General features: G+C 63.9%; 14 protein-coding genes, 1 rRNA gene and 1 pseudogene. 6 read left to right on the top strand and 10 right to left on the bottom strand.

Annotated features, from left to right (window positions below):
- From OXF11_04165 to OXF11_04125, 9 genes are all read right to left on the bottom strand, one after another.
- Nucleotides 1-1061, bottom strand: a 16S ribosomal RNA gene (locus OXF11_04165); the annotation flags it as partial.
- A 204-nt stretch (nucleotides 1062-1265) separates the two neighbouring features.
- Nucleotides 1266-2453 carry a tyrosine--tRNA ligase gene (gene tyrS, locus OXF11_04160; protein ID MCY4486293.1) on the bottom strand — a complete coding sequence of 396 codons (1188 nt, stop codon included), beginning with the start codon at nucleotides 2451-2453 and terminating at the stop codon, nucleotides 1266-1268.
- Between the two features lie 26 nt (nucleotides 2454-2479).
- Complete coding sequence (rny, locus tag OXF11_04155) at nucleotides 2480-4042, bottom strand: ribonuclease Y (protein ID MCY4486292.1); 1563 nt, start codon at nucleotides 4040-4042, stop codon at nucleotides 2480-2482.
- 40 nt (nucleotides 4043-4082) lie between these two features.
- The gene (locus OXF11_04150) at nucleotides 4083-4676 is read right to left on the bottom strand and encodes a 5-formyltetrahydrofolate cyclo-ligase (protein MCY4486291.1); all 594 of its coding nucleotides are present in this window, start codon (nucleotides 4674-4676) and stop codon (nucleotides 4083-4085) included.
- A 110-nt stretch (nucleotides 4677-4786) separates the two neighbouring features.
- Complete coding sequence (locus tag OXF11_04145) at nucleotides 4787-5065, bottom strand: cell division protein ZapA (protein MCY4486290.1); 279 nt, start codon at nucleotides 5063-5065, stop codon at nucleotides 4787-4789.
- A 15-nt stretch (nucleotides 5066-5080) separates the two neighbouring features.
- Nucleotides 5081-5272: a hypothetical protein gene (locus OXF11_04140; GenBank protein ID MCY4486289.1), complete on the bottom strand. Its 192-nt coding sequence runs from the start codon at nucleotides 5270-5272 to the stop codon at nucleotides 5081-5083.
- Nucleotides 5273-5425: 153 nt separating this feature from the next.
- Complete coding sequence (gene ftsY / locus OXF11_04135) at nucleotides 5426-6340, bottom strand: signal recognition particle-docking protein FtsY (protein MCY4486288.1); 915 nt, start codon at nucleotides 6338-6340, stop codon at nucleotides 5426-5428.
- 39 nt (nucleotides 6341-6379) lie between these two features.
- A complete protein-coding gene (gene smc, locus OXF11_04130; GenBank protein MCY4486287.1) occupies nucleotides 6380-9937 on the bottom strand; it encodes a chromosome segregation protein SMC in 3558 nt (1185 codons plus the stop codon).
- 136 nt (nucleotides 9938-10073) lie between these two features.
- A complete protein-coding gene (locus OXF11_04125) occupies nucleotides 10074-10682 on the bottom strand; it encodes an HNH endonuclease (GenBank protein MCY4486286.1) in 609 nt (202 codons plus the stop codon).
- 264 nt (nucleotides 10683-10946) lie between these two features.
- On the opposite strand from OXF11_04125, the gene OXF11_04120 reads away from it, so the two are divergent.
- The 5 genes from OXF11_04120 to OXF11_04100 all read left to right on the top strand — a co-directional run bounded on the left by OXF11_04120 (nucleotide 10947) and on the right by OXF11_04100 (nucleotide 17048).
- Nucleotides 10947-12500, top strand: coding sequence for an Rne/Rng family ribonuclease (locus OXF11_04120; protein ID MCY4486285.1), 1554 nt, complete (start codon nucleotides 10947-10949; stop codon nucleotides 12498-12500).
- A gap of 135 nt (nucleotides 12501-12635) precedes the next feature.
- Nucleotides 12636-13322 (top strand): phosphate signaling complex protein PhoU, encoded by a 687-nt coding sequence (phoU, locus tag OXF11_04115; GenBank protein MCY4486284.1) that lies wholly within the window; start codon nucleotides 12636-12638, stop codon nucleotides 13320-13322.
- 32 nt (nucleotides 13323-13354) lie between these two features.
- Nucleotides 13355-14065 carry a response regulator transcription factor gene (locus OXF11_04110; protein ID MCY4486283.1) on the top strand — a complete coding sequence of 237 codons (711 nt, stop codon included), beginning with the start codon at nucleotides 13355-13357 and terminating at the stop codon, nucleotides 14063-14065.
- Nucleotides 14043-15536, top strand: a complete 1494-nt coding sequence (locus tag OXF11_04105) for an ATP-binding protein (protein ID MCY4486282.1) — start codon at nucleotides 14043-14045, stop codon at nucleotides 15534-15536. The genes OXF11_04110 and OXF11_04105 overlap by 23 nt, the downstream gene beginning before the upstream one ends.
- 141 nt (nucleotides 15537-15677) lie before the next feature.
- Nucleotides 15678-17048, top strand: coding sequence for a pyruvate carboxylase subunit B (locus OXF11_04100; protein ID MCY4486281.1), 1371 nt, complete (start codon nucleotides 15678-15680; stop codon nucleotides 17046-17048).
- Between the two features lie 33 nt (nucleotides 17049-17081).
- Here OXF11_04100 and OXF11_04095 read toward each other — a convergent pair.
- Nucleotides 17082-17996 (bottom strand): annotated as a pseudogene (locus tag OXF11_04095) (TAXI family TRAP transporter solute-binding subunit).
- Between the two features lie 228 nt (nucleotides 17997-18224).
- Between OXF11_04095 and OXF11_04090 the strand changes: the two are divergent.
- The coding region (locus tag OXF11_04090; protein ID MCY4486280.1) for an MFS transporter at nucleotides 18225-18413 on the top strand (189 nt) is incomplete at its 3' end.

Below are 18413 nucleotides of genomic sequence, written 5' to 3'. Positions count from 1 at the left end.
TGTCATGCCGTCCCGAAGGAGGCCTCCTGTTTCCAGGAGGTTTCGTCATGATGTCAAGCCCAGGTAAGGTTCTTCGCGTTGCTTCGAATTAAACCACATGCTCCACCGCTTGTGCGGGCCCCCGTCAATTCCTTTGAGTTTTAATCTTGCGACCGTACTCCCCAGGCGGGGTACTTAACGCGTTAGCTACGGCACCCAGGGGGTCAATACCCCAAGCACCTAGTACCCATCGTTTACGGCGTGGACTACCAGGGTATCTAATCCTGTTTGCTACCCACGCTTTCGCGTCTCAGCGTCAGTCGCGGACCAGGGGGTCGCCTTCGCCACTGGTGTTCCTCCAGATATCTACGCATTTCACCGCTACACCTGGAATTCCACCCCCCTCTTCCGAACTCAAGCTCGGCAGTTTTGAGTGCACTTCCCCGGTTGGGCCGGGGGCTTTCACACTCAACTTTCCGAACCGCCTACACGCGCTTTACGCCCAGTAATTCCGAACAACGCTAGCACCCTCCGTCTTACCGCGGCTGCTGGCACGGAGTTAGCCGGTGCTTCCTCTGAGGGTACCGTCACTTCCCGAAATTATTCGTTCCGGGAACATTCGTTCCCTCTGACAGGGCTTTACGACCCGAAGGCCTTCATCACCCACGCGGCGTTGCTGGGTCAGGCTTGCGCCCATTGCCCAAGATTCCCTACTGCTGCCTCCCGTAGGAGTCTGGGCCGTGTCTCAGTCCCAGTGTGGCTGATCATCCTCTCAGACCAGCTATCCATCTCAGCCTTGGTAGGCCATTACCCCACCAACAAGCTAATGGTCCGCAGGCCCATCTCTTGGCGTTAGCTTGCAAGCAGAGGCCAACTTTTACCGCTAGAGCCGAAGCCCCCGTGGTCTTATCCGGTATTAGCCCACCTTTCGGTAGGTTGTCCCGGTCCCTGAGGTAGGTTACCTACGTGTTACTCACCCGTGCGCCACTTTACTCATCTTCGAAGAGACTTTCTCGTACGACTTGCATGTATTAAGCACGCCGCCAGCGTTCGTTCTGAGCCAGGATCAAACTCTCGAAGAAAAACTTGCCGCTTAACGCGGCTCTTGACAAAACAAGAACAGCACAGCGGCGACAAATTGAGAGCCCTGAACCTATTCTGTCCCAACTTGGGACAGCGCTACTATTTAGTTTTCAAAGACCGATGCTGTCCTGCCCCTACGGCAGAGAAGACATTGTTTATCCCAAAGCCGGACCCATGTCAACAGGCCCGCGGAAACTTTTCCCTTACTCCACCTGGGCGATACGGTTCTTGCCCACCTCCACCACCCGGTGGACGTCCTTGTGGAACTCGAAGTTGGGATCGTCCACCACGGCGCCGTCCACGCGCACGGCGCGTTGCGCCACCAGGCGGCGCGCGTCGCTCCTGGACCGGGCGAAATCCAGGTCCAGCAACAACTGGCAGACCCAGATCCTATCGGGCGGCGAGAAGCTCTTGCGGATGTCCCGCGGGATGTTCCGGCGCTGATGCCGCGTCTCGAAATACTCCTGGGCCGACTTGGCGGCCTCGTGCCCGTGAAACCGCGTCACGATCTCCGCGGCGAGGGCCTTCTTCACGTTCATGGGATGAACGGAACCGTCCGCCACCGCGGACTTCTCACCGCCGATGTCCTCCATCGTGCGATCGCTCAGGAGCTCGGCGTAGCGCCACATGAGATCGTCCGAAATCGACATCGTCCTGCCGTACATCTCTTCCGGAGGCGCGGCGATGCCGATGTGGTTGTCGAGGCTCTTGCTCATCTTGTGAACGCCGTCGGTGCCCTCCAGCAGCGGCATCATGCAGACTACCTGAGGTTCCATGTCTGCCTCCCGCTGAAGCTCACGCCCCACCAGCAGGTTGAATTTCTGATCGGTCCCGCCCAACTCGACGTCCGCTTCGAGCATCACGGAGTCGTATCCCTGGATCAGGGGATACATGAACTCGTGGATGCCGATGGGTTCCCGTGCGTGGTACCGCTTCTTGAAGTCGTCCCGCTCCAGCATCCGGGCCACGGTGTATTTGCCACTCAGATCCAGCAGGCCGGCCGCCCCGAGCCGCTCCATCCAGCGGCTGTTGAAGTCCACCAGCGTGGTCTCGGGATCCAGGATCTTGAAGATCTGCTCCTTGTACGTGGTCGCGTTCTCCAGGACCTCCTCTCGACTGAGTTGCTTGCGCATCTCGGACTTGCCCGACGGGTCGCCGATCATCCCCGTGAAATCACCGATGAGAAAGACTACCTGGTGGCCGAGTTCCTGGAACTGCTTCATCTTCTGGATGAGCACGGTGTGGCCGAGGTGCAGATCCGGCGCCGTGGGGTCGAAACCCGCCTTGACCCGTAGAGGCGTCCCTTTCCTGAGTTTTCGGAGAAGCTCTTCCTCCGAAATGATCTCCACCGCGCCGCGCTTCAGGTGCTCCAGTTGCTCTTCAGGGCTCATGTTCATCTCGGCGGAAAACCCTCCCATCAGCGCGCGTACTCGACGGACCGCGTCTCTCGGATCACCGTCACCTTGATCTGGCCCGGGTAGGCCATTTCTTTCTCCACCTTCTTGGCTACGGCCCGGGCCATGGACGCGGCCTCGTCATCCGACACCTGGGCCGCCTGGACGATGATCCTGAGCTCCCGTCCCGCCTGGACGGCGTAGGACTTTTCCACCCCCTTGAACGAGTTGCTGATCCGTTCCAGCTCCTCCAGCCGTCTGATATAGGTCTCCAGCATCTCGCGGCGCGCGCCGGGACGCGCACCGGAAAGGGCGTCCGCGGCATCCACCAGCGGAGCCAGTATGGTCTCGGCCCGGACTTCCTCGTGATGCGCGGCTATGGCGTTGACGATCTTGGGCGACTCGCCGTACTTGCGCGCCAACTCGCCGCCGATGATGGCGTGGGAGCCCTCCACCTCGTGATCGACGGCCTTGCCGATATCGTGCAGCAGCGCCGCGCGCCGGGCCTGTTTCTCGTTGAGGCCGAGTTCGGCGGCCATGGCACCGCAGATGAAGGCCATTTCGATGGAGTGCAACAAGACGTTCTGGGCGTAGCTGTAGCGGAACTTGAGGCGTCCCAACAGCTTGACCAGCTCGGGGTGAATGCCGTGGACGCCGACGTCGAACACCGCCTTCTGCCCGGCTTCCTTGATGACCTCGTCGATCTCTCTTTCGGAGCGGCGCACCACTTCCTCGATTCGCCCGGGATGAATGCGCCCGTCCGAGATAAGCGTTTCCAATGAGAGGCGGGCGATTTCCCTGCGGATCGGATTATGGCCCGAGACGATCACGGACTCCGGCGTGTCGTCCACGATGAGGTCGATACCCGTGGCCGCCTCCAGCGCCCGGATGTTGCGCCCCTCGCGACCGATGATGCGGCCCTTCATCTCGTCATTGGGCAGGGAAACCACGGACACCGTGCGTTCCGCCACGAAGTCCCCGGCCAGACGCGCGATGGCCAGCGCGATCATCTTCTTGGCCTCGCGGTCCGCCTCCGTCCTGGCCTGGTCCTCCATGAGCCGGATACGCCTGGCGGAATCGTGCCTCGCCTCCTCCACCATCTCCTCCATCAGGACCTTCTTCGCCTCCTCGCGGCTGATGCCCGCGACGATCTCGAGCTGCCGGCTGGCCTCGTCCAGCAGTCGCTGGGTTTCCGTCTCTTTCTCCTCCAGCCCCTGCTCCCGTCTATCGATCAGGCCCTCCCGGTTCGTCAAACCGGTCTCACGTTTCTCCAGGCTCTCGAGGCGTTTGTCCAGGACCTCCTCTCTGGACTGCAACCGACGCTCCCCGAGTTGCAAATCCTTGCGCGCCTCCCGAATCTCGTTCTCGAACTCGGAACGCGCCTTGAGGGCCTTGTCCTTGGCCTCGATGTTTGCATCCTTGAGGATCGCACCGGCCTCCCGGCGCGCCTCCTCCAGAACTCGCGCGGCGGTGTTACGGTCGTGCGACTCCTGGCGTTCGTGCAGTTTCCAGCGAATCCACCAAGCAGCCGCAACGGCGACGCACCCTATGGCAACGCCCAGTATCAGGGAAAACCAAGTAACCAAGACAAGCTACCTCCCGGAAACCCGGGAACGTCGGGAAGATCTATACGTCGGACTGCGCTTGGCGATGCTCCGACCCATCACAGGCAATGACTCTGTTTTCCGTCACGATGGTGTGGACCGGCAGATCTCCCCGCTCCACAGGCACTTCCTCAAGCAGTTGAAATTCGTAGGCCAAGGCGATCCTTGGCACGCGCACATCCAGCCCCTGCATCCAGCGGTCGTACCAACCGCCGCCGCGACCGATGCGGTTTCCGCATACATCGAAAGCGACTCCCGGGACGAACACCGCGAGCGCGTCTTCGCCGGATCGAGGCAACCGTTCATCTCCCTCCGGCTCAAGTATCCCGTACCTACCCGGAACGAGATCCCTCCTGGCCCGGACCCGGTACGCGCCGGGAACGCCGGCGGTTGCCCTAGGGTAGTACAACCGCTTGCGGGCTTCCAGCGCGTCTTGAAAGATCTCCGAGGTCTCGACTTCGTTGCCCAGCGGGCTGTACAGGGCGACGGCCCGAGCGGCCATGTAAGCGGGCAGCGCCAGCGCGCGCCGCTGGATCGCTTGTCCCCAAGCGCGGGCCGACACGGGCGACAACGCCGCTCTTTTCGCCAGCACCGCGCCCCTGAGCGCCCGCTTCATGTTCCTTTCCAGGGAACTCACCTCAAAATCCCAAGCCGAGGCCGAGGCAAGGCGCCGTCGCGCCTGCTTCGCTCGACGCTCCGCGCGGGCGTCAACGGAAGGAGGGTCTTTCAGCCATCTTCGGACAACGCCGTCGTCAACCTCTCCAGCAACCGATCCATCCGTGTCGAAGCCGCGTCGCAATCCTCCTTGAGCCGGTGGTATTCGTCAGCGATGTTGAGCGCCACGAGCATGGCGACGCTGTATTTGTTCTTTGACGCCATCGACCCGCTCACCTCGCGCATCTTGCCATCGACGTACTCCGCCACTCTGCGTACGTACTCTTCCTCATCGTCACTCCGGAGAGTGACCTTCTGCCCCATGATTTGTACGTCGACTGCCCTTGGCATGAAGGCCCCGCATCTTCAGGGGAGATCGAGGTGCTCGAACCGGCCGATGATCTTCGTCAGGCGATCCTTCAGCGCGGCGCGTTCACGCTCGTACCGTCGGACCTGATCGTTCAGCCCCTTGAACTCCGTGTCGCGCTCCTGGAGGCACACCTCCGCCTGTGCCTTGGCCTGCTTCATCCGCCGATGCTGCTCGACCAAGCGATCCACCCACCGTTCCAATTGTTCAAGTTTATCGAGGTCCATGGAACAGCTACCGAACAAATCTTCAATTAACAGATTAAGATTTGCCGGAAGCCAATGTCAAGCAACGGGCCAACCTTTTCCGGTTGGTGTCATGGACCTTCTTGCGCGTCGGCTGCCTCACGACGTGAAGAACGCCCGCGCAAACGCATCGGGGTCGAACTCCTGCAGATCGTCGACTCCTTCGCCCACGCCGACGTATTCCATCGGAATGGCCAGCTCCTGCTGGATGCTCAGCACCACGCCGCCCTTGGCCGTGCCGTCGAGCTTGGTGAGCACGATGCCGCTGACGGCCACCGCATCCTGAAAAATCCTCGCCTGCACGACCGCGTTCTGCCCCGTGCTCGCGTCCACCACCAGCAGCGTCTCGTGCGGCGCCCCCTCCTGTACCCGGCCGAGCACGCGGCGCATCTTCTTCAACTCCTCCACGAGGTTCACCTTGTTGTGCAGCCGGCCCGCGGTGTCGATGAGGAGGACGTCCGCGGCGCGCTTCTGTGCGGCCTGCGCGGCGTCGAACACCACCCCGGAGGGGTCCTGTCCCGGGCCATGCTTGATGACCTCCGCCCCGACCCGCTCTCCCCAGATCTCGAGCTGCTCGATGGCTCCGGCGCGGAACGTATCGGCGGCGGCCAGCAGCACCTTCTTGCCGCCGCGATGGAGCTGGTGGGCGAGCTTGCCGATGGTGGTCGTCTTGCCCACACCGTTCACGCCCACCACCATGACCACCCACGGCTTGACCGCGCAACGCCCGGAGCCGATCCCCGGGCGTTCCTTCAACAGAGTCGTGATTTCCTGTTGCAGGAGCTCGGCGCCGCCTCCATCGCGCGCGCGCGGCGACCCTCGCACCGAGTCGAGCAGCCTCTGGGTCGCCTGCACGCCGAAGTCGGCGCCGAGCAGCACCTCCTCCAGCGCGTCCCAATCGTCTTCGGACGGGCTTGTCCGCGTGAGGACCGTTTCCAGACGCTCGGCCAGCACCTCCCGCGTCCGCGACAGACCCTGCCTGAGACGCGAAAACAATCCCTCGTTCCAAGCCATTGAGCGCGAACCTCGGAGAGACCCGATGTGCCCGGAAGACTAGACCATTTCCACGGAAACGATCTTGGACACCCCAGGATCTTCCATGGTGACGCCGTAGAGGACGTCCGCGGCCTGCATGGTCTGCTTGTTGTGGGTGATGATCATGAACTGCGACAGGCGCGTCATCTCCTTCACGATGTCGATGAAGCGCTCGAGGTTCACGTCGTCGAGCGGGGCGTCGACCTCGTCGAGGAAGCAGAAGGGGCTGGGCTTGGTCAGAAAGATGGCGAAGAGCAGACTGACCGCGGTCAAGGCCTTTTCACCGCCCGAGAGCAGGCCCACCGACTGGAGCTTCTTGCCGGGAGGCTGCGCCACGATGTCGACCCCGGTTTCCAGGTAGTCGTTCTCGTCGGTCAGCATCAGCGACGCCTTGCCGCCCTGGAACAGCCTCGGAAAGATCGCCTGGAACTCCCGGTTGATCTCCTCGAAGCTCTCCTTGAACCGCAGCCGGCAAATGCGGTTGAGCTTCGTGATGGTCTGCTGCAGATCGGCCATGGAGCGTTCGAGATCCTCCCGTTGCGCGGTCAGGAACTGGCTTCGTTCCGTGAGCTCCTCGAACTCACCGATGGCCGCGAGGTTGACCTCGCCCATGCGCTGAAGCCGCGCGCGCAACTCCGACACCTCTTCGGACAGGTCCCCGGCGCTCGGGAGCGCATCGTCCGGCTCCACCGAAGAGTCCTGGGGTTCCACGCCGTACTTCTCCCGGATGTCGTCACGCAGATGACGCAACTCCATGGATGTCTCGCGCTCGCACAGTTGCAGTCGGTTCCCTTCCTGCTGCGACGCATCCACGTCCGGACGAATCCGATGAGCCGCCTCCTGGGCCTCGCGCGCGCGGCCGGCGAGTTCCCGTTGATCCTGCTGTTTCGCGGCCACCTCGACCTCAAGGCCATCCACCTCCACCCGCAACACATCCACCCGCGATGCCGCCCGCTCACGCGCCTCCCTCATCTCCCCGGCCTTCCGGTTCATTTCGGCGATACGCGCTTCACGCTCCCGGAGTTGCACGGCGAGCTCGTCACGCAGGCTGACCCGGTTGGCGAGGTTGGACTTGGCGTTTTCCGCCCTCTCCCTCGCCTCGGCCGCGCTCACCCGGCACCCTGTCAAACGGGCATCAGCCGCGCGCAGTTCCTCAACCGACTCCTGCACGGCCTCCTGGACCTCCCGCAACCGCGACTGCGACGCCTCGTCTTCGCGGGCGCTCTCGGCAAGGGCCGTTTCGCATGCGGAGATGGCCTCGTTCAGGCCATGCACTTCGCCGGCGACGTTGCGCAGTTCCTGGACGACGGTCGTCAGGTCCCGCTCGGACCGGGCCACCGCCTGGTCCGTACGCAGCAATTCCTGCTCCCGCTGCACCTTCTTGACCGCCAGTCCCTGGAGTTCCTGCCCGAGCCGCAGGCGTTCCGCGTCCATGGCCTCGAGGGCCGTGCGCTTCTCGGCCACACCCTCGCACTGCCGCCGCACCTCGTCCTCTCCGGAAAGGACCTCTTCGTGCAACTCCTTGATCCTGCGGCGACGGGAGAGCGGTCCCCCTTGCAGACTCTCGACACTGCCGCCGGTGACCACCCCCATGGGATCGATGACCTCGCCGTCCAGGGTCACCAACGAGTGGCTGAAGCCGTTGGCGTGCCACAGCCCCAGTCCCGATTCCAGGTCCCTGACGACGGACACGTCGCCCAGCAGGTAGTCGGCCACGTCCCGGTAGCCGTCCTTGACCCGGACGAGGCCCAGCAACGGCGCAATGACGTCGGGACCCGCCGGGGCCGGAGCCGCTGCGCAGTTGGGGCGCTCGAACCGGCGCGGGATGAAGGCGCCCCGCCCCGCCGATTCGCGCTTCAGGTACTCGATGGCCTCCACCCCCTCCCGGTGGCCCTGCACGACCACGTACTGGAGCCGCTCTCCCAGCACCGCCGTCAAGGCCTTCTCCACCTCTTCCGGCGCTTCGATGAAGTCCGCCACCACGCCGCACACGCCATCGGAGCCGCCGTTGCTCTCATGTTTGACCATCACGGCGCGCACGCCTTCCTGATAGCCCTCGAAGTTCTTCTGCAGGGTCTCCAGGGAGGTCAGCGCGGAGCGCGCCTCCTGCAACTCCTCCTTCAACCGGCCGAGGACGGCCTCATCCTCGATCAATTCGCACCGGTTTCGCTCCATCTCCGCGTCCGCGCGCCGCAAGGCCTCCTCCGTGGCGGCGGCGCGGGCCAGGCAACCGTTGAGCTCCTGGGCCTCACAGGCACGCTGCCGGCGCAACGCTTCCAGCGCCTGCTCCATGGACAGCCGCTCGCTCTCCTTTTCCGCCGACTCCGTTCCCAGCCGTTCCAGCCGCTCCTGATGGCTCTGGCGCGAGTTGACCAGGCGCGAGTGCTCGAATACCCGATCCGACCGCCCCTCCCGTTCCCGCTCGACCGCGGCCTGGAGCTCGCCGATGCGCGCACGCAGGTCCACCGTCTCCGACTCCGTGCGCTCCACGAGGTCCGCTTCCCGCCGCCAAACCCGTGAGAACTCCTCGACGGCCTTGCTCAGGTCGTCGATCTCGCTCGCAACCGCCTCAAGGCGCGTGCTCGTCCGGACGGCCTCCTCCCGCGCGCTTTCGGCGAACCCGCGCGACTCCTCTTCGGCGCGCTCGAAGAACCCGATCCGCTGCTCCTCCGCCTGGAGGCCGGATCTGGCCTGGTAGAGCCGCTCCTGCAGCGAACCGGCAGCCTCCTCCACTTCCTGCAACGCCGCGCGCAAACGCTCGCCTTCGGCCTCCTGGGCCTGCATCGCCGCCACCAGCGACGCGATGCGCTCCTCGACGGCGCGGATCGCGGCGCCGCGCTCGCCAAGCTCCCGTTCCAGATGCCGCGTGCGTACGCCCGCCCAACGCAACTCCTGTTCCTTCAACTGCTCCTTGAGAGTCCGGTACCGTTCGGCCTTCTTCGCCTGCAACTCGATCTTCCGGAGCTGGCCCTCCACCTCGCGCACGATGTCGTTGACGCGCAGCAGGTTCTGGCGCGTGCGCTCCATCCTCCGTTCGGCCGCCTGCTTGCGGCTCTTGAAGCGACTCGTACCGGCCGCCTCCTCGATGACGCGGCGCCGGTCCTCGGGCTTGGCGTTGACCAGTTCCTCGACCCGTCCCTGTCCGATAATCGAATAGGACTTGTTGCCGATACCGCTCCCCAGGAACAGGTCCACGATGTCGCGCAGACGGCAGGGCACCCGGTTGATGAAGTATTCCGACTCACCGGAGCGGAACAGGCGCCGCGTGACGGCGATCTCGGCGAAGGCGGCGTAGTCGGTGGGTGCGCTGTGATCCGCGTTGTCCAGCAGCACGGTGCCCTCCGCCATGCCGATGGCCGCCAGCCGCTCGCTGCCGCCGAAGATGACGTCCTCCATGGACTGCCCGCGAAGATGCCGTGCGCTCTGCTCGCCCATGGCCCACCGCAGCGCGTCGACGATGTTGGACTTGCCACACCCGTTCGGCCCGACGATGGCGGTGACGTCGGAGGTGAAGTTAAGGACGGTCTTCTCGGAGAAAGACTTGAAACCCGAAATTTCCAGAGCCTTCAGACGCATGTGATGAATCCCGCGCGGCCGGCAAGCCCGCACGCACGGTGCCTCCATCATGCTTTATTCCACACGCCGGGGGCGGGTGTCAAGAAAGTTCACAATATGAAGTGATGCTTGTGGCGGGTGACCACAACATGTGGGCTCACGGTGCGCCATCCTCCGGCGCCACGGCACCCCGGCCGGAGGCCTCCACCGCGGGCAGGAAGGGCAGCCACTCGCGATGGCGCCCCCCGCCGCCGTCTTCCTGAATGAACGGGGTCCACGTGGGCTTGTAGGGCTTTTGCAGCAGTTGCATCCGCGCTTCCTGGGGCGTCCGTCCTCCCTTCCTCCGATTGCACGGGACGCAGGAGCAAACCACGTTGTCCCACCTGGAGGTGCCGCCGCGGGAACGGGGAATCACGTGATCCAGATTGAGTTGGTGGCGCGGAAGCCGTTTGCCGCAATACTGGCAAGTGGACTTGTCGCGCGCGTAGATGTTGACGCGGCTGAAGCGCACCTGCCGCCTGGGCACGCGGTCGTAGCGCACCAGCAGGATGACCCGGGGGATGCGGATGGCGCGGCCCACCAAGCCCACGGAATTCTCGTCCAAGGGAACCCTCAGCGCGCTCCAGCGTTCGAAGTCGATGGTCTGGTACTGCTCGTTGACGACCTTGGCGATGCCGCAATACAGGAGTGAAAAGGCCCGGCGTACGGAAGTGACGTGTATCGGCAGGTACGAACGATTCAACATCAGCACCCTTGTGCGCATCACGGAACGGCCCGAGGCGACGACCCCCGTGTTCGTTTCCTTTCCTGTCACCGTGTCCACAAAGTTCCCGTGTTGAATCTACCGGAATCTAGCGTCCGGGGCCTGCCTTGTCAAACACGCGCGCCTGCGCCGCGCACCGTGGCGGTTTGCCATTCCCTGGCGACTCGCCTATCCTGAACCCAGAATGCCCTCGCAGATTCATAAGCCTGTTTGCAGCCCAGCACACTGGCACCCGAAAGCCGCCCTACCCACGGATTCGCGTGGCACATGAGACGCATTCTCATCAACACCACCCCCGAGGAAACCCGCATCGCCGTGATGGAGGACAACGCCCTGGCGGAGTTCCTCATCGAGCGCAACCAGGAAAGAGGTTGTGTCGGCAACCTCTACAAGGGCCGCGTCGGGCGCGTGCTGCCCGGCATGCAGGCCGCGTTCGTCGACATCGGTCTCGAGAAGGCGGCGTTTCTCCACGCGTCCGACGTCGGCTCCCCGTCGGGCGGCTTCCCCGCGACGGTGTCCGAGAACGGTGACGAGGAGCTGCTCGAGACCCAGCCCGACCCGAGCCCGCAACGGATCGAGGAGCAACTGAGCCCGGACCAGGAAATCCTGGTGCAGGTGGCCAAGGACCCCCTGGGAATGAAAGGGGCCCGCGTCACCACTCACATCTCCCTGCCCGGCCGGTTCCTGGTCTTCATGCCCGGCACCCGCCACGTGGCGGTGTCACGGAAGATCGCGGACGACAAGGAACGGCAACGGCTGAAAGAGATCGTCCAGGAACTGGCGCAGGAGGACGAAGGGTTCATCGTCCGCACAGCCTGCGAGGGGCGCAACAAGAAAGACATCCAGAGCGACGTCCGTTTCCTCACGAAGCTCTGGGACCGGATCCGCAAGCAACTGGACTCCGCCGGGACGCCGGAACTGATCCATCAGGACCTCGACCTCGTCCCGCGTACCATCCGCGACTTCTTCAACGCCAACACCGAGGAGGTGGTGGTGGACCAACCGAAGGAGTACCGGCGCGTGGTCGAGTTCGTGCAACAGTTCATGCCGCGCCTGAAGAGCCGCATAGCGCTGTACGAGGAACCCGAGCCGCTGCTCGACCGCTACGAGATCGAGCGCAAGATCCGCAAGGCCCTCGAACCCAAGATCTGGCTGAATTCGGGAGGACACATCAACATCGAGCAAACCGAGGCGCTGACCGCGGTGGACGTGAACACCGGCCGTTACGTGGGCAAGAAGGATCTCGAAGCCACGGTGCTCAAGATCAACCTGGAAGCGACGCGCGAGGTCGGGCATCAACTGCGCCTGCGCAACGTGGGCGGCATCATCATCATCGACTTCATCGACATGGCACAGGCCGCCAACCGGAAGAAGGTCTACGAAGCTCTGAAGGAGGCGGTGAAGCAGGACAAGGCCCGGACGCGGGTGCTGCCCGTCTCCAGGCTCGGCCTCGTGGAGATGACGCGACAACGCACCCGGGAGAACCTCGGCAATCTGCTGTTGGTCCCATGTCCCCAGTGCGGCGGGCGAGGCCGGGTCAGGTCCCAGCCCACCATCGCCTACGAACTGCTGCGCGACATCAAGCGCGAGAGCGCCCTGCTCGCCAACGGCGGGCGCATCACCGTACACATGCACCCGGGCATCGCCAACTTCCTCTACGACCAGGCCAACGAGGGCCTGGAAGCGCTCGAACGCGAGATCGATCGGCAGGTCATCATCAAGGCCGACTCCGAGCTGCATCCGGAAGCGTACCGGATCGAGGGCGGCCGCGGCGGCGCGGCACACGGCGGCAACGGCAGCGCGTCCGACGAACGCCGTTGACGGCACTGGAACCTGTTGCAAGTGCGTGGATTTAATGTGATCGTCACCTCGCCGTAACCACGATGCCGACGTGAAATGAAATGATTCACTAACGCGTCGACGTTCATTGCGGCCGTCGGCTAGACGAGGTTGGCCATGCGCCCCGAGCACACGGATCGAAAATACGAAGAAGAGCTCAAGTCCCTGCGTGAAAGGATCATCAAGATGGGCGGGCTGGTCGAGGATCAGATCGCCCGCGCCGTCAGTGCCTTGGTGGACCGCGAAGCTCCGCTCGCGGAGGGCGTCATCCAGAGGGACACCGAGGTCAACCAGATGGACGCCGAGATCGACGAGCTGTGCGTCCGCCTGATCGCGCTGCACCAGCCGGCGGCGAAGGACCTCCGCTTCGTCACGACGGCGCTCAAGATCACCACCGACCTCGAAAGGATCGGGGACATCGCGGTCAACATCTCCGAGCGCTCGCTGGAACTGATCCGGGAAGCTCCCCTCAAGCCCTACATCGATCTTCCGCGCATGGCCGAGATCGCCCGGAGGATGATCTCCGAGAGTCTCAACGCCTTCGTTCAGGAGGACACCATGCTCGCGTTGAAGGTGTGTCAGGACGATCAGGAGATCGACGACCTGAACGAACAGATCTTCCGCGAGACGGTCTCCTACATGATCAGCGAGCCCCGGACCATCAACCGGGCGATGAAGATCACCTTCGTTTCGAAGTACCTGGAACGGATCGCGGACCACGCCACCAATATCGCCGAGATGGTCATCTTCCTGGTCAAGGGGAAGAGCATTCGCCACGTGAAGGAAGTGCCCCGGACCATTTGAAGACAGCAGGCCACCAGGCACCGAGGAGATTCATGTCGGACAAAATCCTCGTCGTGGAAGACGAGGCGGACATTCGCTCGCTGATCACCTACCATCTGAGTCAGGAGCGCTTTTCCGTGGTCGAAGCCGAGAACGGCGAAGACGCCCTGGACCTCGTCCAGCAGGACCCCCCGCGGCTGATCGTCCTCGACCTGATGTTGCCGAACCTCTCCGGACTCGACCTCTGCAAGATCATCCGGCAGAACCCGGAGACCGCCCAGACGCCGATCCTGATGCTGACGGCCAAGGCGGGCGAGGCCGACCGCGTCGTGGGTCTGGAACTGGGCGCCGACGACTACATCACCAAACCCTTCAGCCCCAGGGAAATGGTGGCGCGGGTCAAGGCCGTGCTCCGGCGCACCGAGCCCCACCCCCCGCCGGACGTCTCCGAAATTTACGAGAAGGGACCCCTGCGGGTCAACTTCACGACGTACGAGGTGCATGTCGCCGGGAGGTCCGTGAAGCTCACGCTCAAAGGGTTTGAAGTTCTCCGGTTTCTGATTCAAAATCGGAATCGGGTATTGAGCAGGGATCAGATCCTGGACGGCGTATGGCGATCCGACGTTTACGTGACTCCACGCACGGTGGATGTGCATATCCGGCGCATCCGGGAAGCCCTCGAACACGACGACCGCAATCCGGAGTGGATCGTGACGGTACGCGGCGTGGGCTACAAACTGGATGAAAGATCTCTGGAAAAATAGCCCGGCAACCAGACTGTGGCTCTGCTATGCGGCGTTTCTCGCCTGCTTTGCCATCCTGTTTCCCGCCTTCGTCCATCTGCACTTCCCGATCATCCCGGCGCCCGGGACGGACGGCTACGCCGTTCACTCGTGGTTCATGATCCTGTTCTGGCTGCTGTTCGCACTGGGGCTGGTGGGGGGCGTCGTGTGGCTGCAACGTGCGCGCCGCCGGGTCGCGGACATGGTGGCCTTCTGCCGGAAGGCCGATGCGGCCACGCCGACAGGCAAGGCACTCGCTGTCCGTCGGCGAGACGACCTCGGAGCGCTTGAACAAGGCCTCAACGGGCTGGCTCGGGCATTCACCGGCCGCCTCGAGGACATGAAGGCGGAAAGGGAACGGCTCCAGTCCATCCTGAGTTGCATGATGGAAGGGGTGATCGTGCTGGACACCAAGGGCAAGGTGATCCTGGTGAACCAGACGGCCCAGGGAATCTTCAAGCTGCCGGCGGACGACAGCGTATTGGGCATGTCCACGGTGGAGGTCTCCCGCCACCCCGAAATGCAATCGCTTATCCAGGACGTGCTCAACAGCGACACCGACAGCGACTCCGTCCACCGGGAGTTGTCGCTCGGGGACGACCGCTGGTTCGCGGCGAACGCGGTGCGCCTGGAGCATTCCCGACAGGGACTCCTGGGCTACGTGCTGGTTTTCCATGAAGTCAGCGAATTGAAGCGGCTCGAACGCATCCGCGCCGATTTTGTCGCCAACGTCTCCCACGAGATGCGCACGCCGCTGACCGCCATCCAGGGCTATGCAGAGACGCTGCTGCACAACCCTCCCGACGACCCCCGTATGGCGCTGCAGTTCCTCAACATCGTCACGCGCCACTCCGAGCGCCTCGGCCGTCTGATCGACGACCTCTTGGCGCTGTCCGATCTGGAAATGGGCAACGCGAACGTACGCATGCAGGAGGTGGCCGTCCAGCCGCTGCTGGACCGGGTCCTGGAGCTGTTTCGCGACCAGGCCCAGAAGAAGCACATCCGCCTGAACGCTCACGTCGGCGCGGACACGCAGAACATCCTCGGAGACGAGGACCGGCTCCAGCAGTTGCTCATCAACCTCGTCGACAACGCCCTCAAGTACACTTCCGCGGACGGCAGCGTACAGGTCCAGGCCCAGCCCGCCGCTGACGGCGCCCACCCGCCCAGGGTCGTGCTGAACGTGTCCGACACCGGCTGCGGCATCCCGGACAAGGACCTCCCACGACTCACGGAACGCTTCTACCGTGTCGACAAGGCGCGTTCACGGGAATTGGGAGGCACCGGACTCGGCCTCGCCATCGTGAAGCACATCGCCCAAGCCCACGACGGCGAGCTGCAAATCGAGAGCCGGCTGGGTAAGGGCACCCGGGTCTCCGTCTACCTGCTCGCGGCCCACGGTCGCCTGGCGGTGCCCGTCCGCGCCCCGTCGGTCAAGCCCGTGGTTGCGTGAAACACCTCGGCCCGCGCCGTCCCACGACACGCACACGCGCGATTTTATTTGCAAATTTGTGACGCATGCCGTAGTTTATCCAGTTAAATTTTGGTGCGCCGGCGAACACGCCGCACCCCTTGAGAACTTAGGAGACAACTGATGGAAGGGAAGAAAGTCGGCATCATGGAAACCGTGCTCAGGGACGCTCACCAGTCCCTGCTGGCGACGCGCATGCGCACCGAAGACATGCTGCCCATCGCGGCGGAGATCGACAAGGTCGGTTTCTGGTCGGTGGAGATGTGGGGCGGGGCCACTTTCGACGCCTGCTTGCGGTACCTGAACGAGGATCCCTGGGAGCGCCTGCGGCTGATCCGCGCCGCCATGCCCAACACCCGCCTGCAGATGCTGCTGCGGGGCCAGAACATCGTGGGATACCGCAACTACCCCGACGACGCCGTCGAGTCGTTTGTCGAGAAGTCCGCGGAGAACGGCATCGACGTCTTCCGGGTGTTCGACGCCATGAACGACATCCGCAACATGAAGACCTCAATCGACACCGTGAAGCGCACCGGCAAGACCCTGGAGGCCGCGGTTTCCTACACCATCAGCCCCGTGCACTCGACGCAGTACTTCGTCGACTTCGCCGATAAGCTCGTGGACGCCGGCACCGACGTGCTGGCGGTGAAGGACATGGCCGGGCTGCTGTCGCCCTACGTGGCATCGGAACTCATCGCGGCGCTGAAGGATCGCTTCGACGTCCCCGTCCACCTGCACTCCCACTGCACCACGGGCATGGCGCAGATGGCCTACATCATGGCCGTGGAAGCCGGGGTGGACATCGTCGACACGGCCATCTCCACGCTCTCCGACGGCACCTCCCAGCCCGCCACCGAAGCCGTGGTGGTGGCCCTCAAGGGCACGCCGTACGACACCGGACTCGACCTCCAGCAGCTCGCCCGCATCGCCGAGTACTTCAACGAGGTGCGCGGCAAGTACGGCGAGTTCGAGAGCGCCATCAGCAACCGCGTCAACGCCGACATCGTCGAGTCGCAGATCCCCGGCGGCATGCTCTCGAACCTGGTCTCCCAGTTGCGGCAACAAAACGCCGAGAACCGGCTGGACGAGGTGCTCACCGAGGTCCAGGCGGTGCGCAAGGACCTGGGCTACCCGCCGCTGGTGACCCCCACCAGCCAGATCGTGGGTTCACAGGCCACCCTGAACGTCCTCATGGGGAAACGCTACGGCGTGGTGACCATGGAAGTGCGCAACTACGTCATGGGGCATTACGGCGAACCACCGGGCACGGTGAGCGAAGAGATGAAGGCCATGGTCCTGGGAAAGAAGGATCCCATCACCTGCCGCCCCGCCGACCTCCTGAAACCCTGCATGGAGAAGAAACGCGAGGAAATCGGCGACCTCGCCGCAAGCGAGGAAGACGTGCTTTCCTACACGCTGTTCCCGGACGTCGCCAAGGACTACTTTCAGCGGCGGGGAGAGCAGGACGACGCGGCCGCCGGGGCATCCGCGTAACGCGGACGTCGTCCGCCTCGATTCAAGTTTCGATCACAGGTAGCCCGCATCCCGGTACGCCCTCAGGGCTCCGGGATGCAGCGGCACCCCGCCCGGCTCCAGCGCGCTCGGACCCTGGCTCCGAAGCGTTTCGTACAACTCGTCAAGGCTTTCGAAGAGGGGATTGAGGCGGGCAAGTCTTTCGGCGTTGCGCACCATCGTCGACGCCAGCGCGTACACCAGCTCCTCGTCCACGCGCTCGTGGGTCACCACGACGTTGAGCACCGCGAGCTGCGGCGTGTCCTCCTCCACTCCTTGGAAGGCGCCGCGGCGCATCACCACCCGGCGGTAGTAGAACACCTTGGACAGCACTTCCTGTATCTGCTCTTCCCGGTAAGGGACCACCTTGACCCGCGCGCGCTCGCTCAATTCCGTCATCACCACGTTGGGGATGGGACACTGGAACTGCACGTCCACTTCCCCAGCCACCAGCGCGTCGGCCCCCTCGGGGAAGCCCAGGTAGACCGGGTCGAAGTCCGAGAAGGGAATGTCCAGGGCATTGCAGAGGGTGTGGACGTGCTGGGTCATGCCGCTGTCCCGGGCCCCCACCGCCACCCGCTTGCCGGCGAGATCGTCGATGTTGTCCATCGGGGTGTCGGCCAGGGCGACGAAGAAGATCGGGCCGGCGTTGGCCGGCGACACCATGCGCAACCCGATGGGATGGTCGAACGGCGCGGTCCCCTGCCCTGCCCGCGGCACCCAGTTGGAGGCCATGAAGCCGAACTCGATCTCGCCCCGGTCGAGCCGGTTGGCGTTGTCGATGCTGGCGGAGCTCCGGGTAAGCTCGCAGCGTTCCTCCGGCGGGCGGGACTCGTTGAAGACCTGGGCCACGGCCATGCCCTGGGTGTCGAACGTGCCGCCGGTATCCGCCGTGCCGATTCTGAAGACCATCGCGTCTCCTTCCGCCTGTTTGGTGGCCGCCGTTCCCGCCCGAAGGCGGTGGAGCCTTTATGCCCCATGTGCCGCCCGGTGTCATCCCCGTCCACGCCATCGAGGCGATCCCGCTCCGCGGCGAAACCGTCATTCCGGACTTGACCCGGAGGCCAAGTGGGATGTGGGCCACGGGCACCACCAACCGGATCCACCGCCAATTCGCCTTGACTCGGTTATCCCCACCCTCTATGACTCATGGCACCCATGCAACAATCCTGGCGTACACCTCTCATGGTGCTGATCTGCGGCACTTTGGTGATGATGCTGGCCTTCGGCATCCGCCAGACCTACGGCCTGTTCCTCACCCCCATCAGCGACAGCCTGGGCTGGCCTCGGGGCATCTTCTCCTTTGCCATCGCCCTTCAGAGCCTCATCTGGGGGCTGGCGCAGCCG

This window comes from Deltaproteobacteria bacterium (genome assembly GCA_026712905.1).
In the GTDB taxonomy this organism is placed as follows: domain Bacteria; phylum Desulfobacterota; class Binatia; order UBA9968; family JAJDTQ01; genus JAJDTQ01.
This window is presented reverse-complemented; position numbering and strand designations above follow the sequence as displayed.